This is a genomic window from Caballeronia sordidicola (assembly GCF_002220365.1).
GTDB lineage: Bacteria > Pseudomonadota > Gammaproteobacteria > Burkholderiales > Burkholderiaceae > Caballeronia > Caballeronia sordidicola_C.
Genome location: NZ_MTHB01000274.1, coordinates 1 through 1,438 on the forward strand (window position 1 = coordinate 1; position 1,438 = coordinate 1,438).

A 1,438-nucleotide genomic window follows, 5' to 3' on the forward strand; every position below is an offset into this window, starting at 1 on the left:
ATTTCAAACGTCCGGCCCGAGCCGGATCGAGTATTAGTCGATATCGTCGACTATGTTCTCAACTTTCAAGTCGACAGCACGCTCGCGCTCGACACCGCGCGCAACTGCCTGATCGATACGCTCGGTTGCGGACTCGAAGCCCTGACCTACCCTGCCTGCACCAAGCTGATGGGACCCATCGTGCCCGGCACGATTGTCCCCAACGGCGCCAAGGTGCCCGGCACCTCTTTCCAGCTCGACCCGGTTCAGGCTGCGTTCAACATTGGCGCGATGATCCGCTGGCTCGACTTCAACGACACATGGCTTGCTGCCGAATGGGGCCATCCGTCGGACAATCTCGGCGGCATTCTGGCAACCGCCGACTGGCTCTCGCGGAATGCGGTGGCTACCGGCAAGAAGCCGCTGTCGATGAAAGACGTCTTGATCGCGATGATCAAGGCGCACGAAATTCAAGGCTGTATCGCGCTGGAAAACTCGTTCAACAAGGTCGGGCTTGATCATGTTTTGCTGGTGAAGCTCGCTTCAACGGCGGTCGTCGGTCAGATGATCGGCCTCACGCGCGATGAGTTGATCAATGCGGTATCGTTGGCTTTTGTGGATGGTCATTCGCTGCGCACGTATCGGCATGCGCCGAATACGGGTTCGCGCAAATCGTGGGCAGCCGGCGATGCCACCTCGCGCGCCGTGCGTCTCGCGCTGATCGCGAAGACGGGCGAGATGGGCTATCCGTCGGTTCTGACCGCTAAAACGTGGGGCTTTTACGACGTGCTCTTCAAGGGCAACGAGTTCAAGTTCCAGCGTCCATACGGTTCGTACGTGATGGAAAACGTGCTCTTCAAGATCTCGTTCCCGGCTGAATTCCACTCGCAAACGGCGGTGGAAGCCGCGATGACCTTGCATGCAAAGCTCGCGGAAACAGGTAAGAAGGTTGAGGACATCAAGAAGATCACGATCCGCACGCACGAAGCGGCAATTCGGATCATCGATAAAAAAGGTCCGCTCGATAACCCCGCCGACCGCGATCACTGCCTTCAATACATGATCGCCGTGCCGTTGATCCATGGTCGCCTGACCGCTTCGGATTACGAAGACGGCATCGCGAAGGATCCGCGCATCGACACCTTGCGCGCGAAGATGGAATGCGTGGAAGACCCGCACTTCACGAAGGACTATCACGATCCGGAGAAGCGTTCGATCGCCAATGCGCTCACCGTCGAGTTTAATGACGGCAGCAAATTCGAGGAAATCGTCGTCGAATATCCGATTGGACACAAACGCCGTCGCGAGGACGGCATCCCGCTCCTGGTCGAGAAGTTCAAGGTTAACCTCGCACGGCGTTTCCCAGCCAAGCAGCAAGAGGCGATCCTCGCGGTATCGCTGGATCAGGCAACGCTCGAAGCAATGCCGGTCAATGAATACGTTGATTTGTATGTGATTT

General features: G+C 57.4%; 1 protein-coding gene. It reads left to right on the forward strand.

Annotation, left to right across the window (positions count from 1 at the left end; all coding sequences use genetic code 11):
- Nucleotides 1-1,438, forward strand: a 1,438-nt coding sequence (locus BSU04_RS39145) for a bifunctional 2-methylcitrate dehydratase/aconitate hydratase (RefSeq protein WP_256983805.1), incomplete at both ends; no start/stop codon positions are given.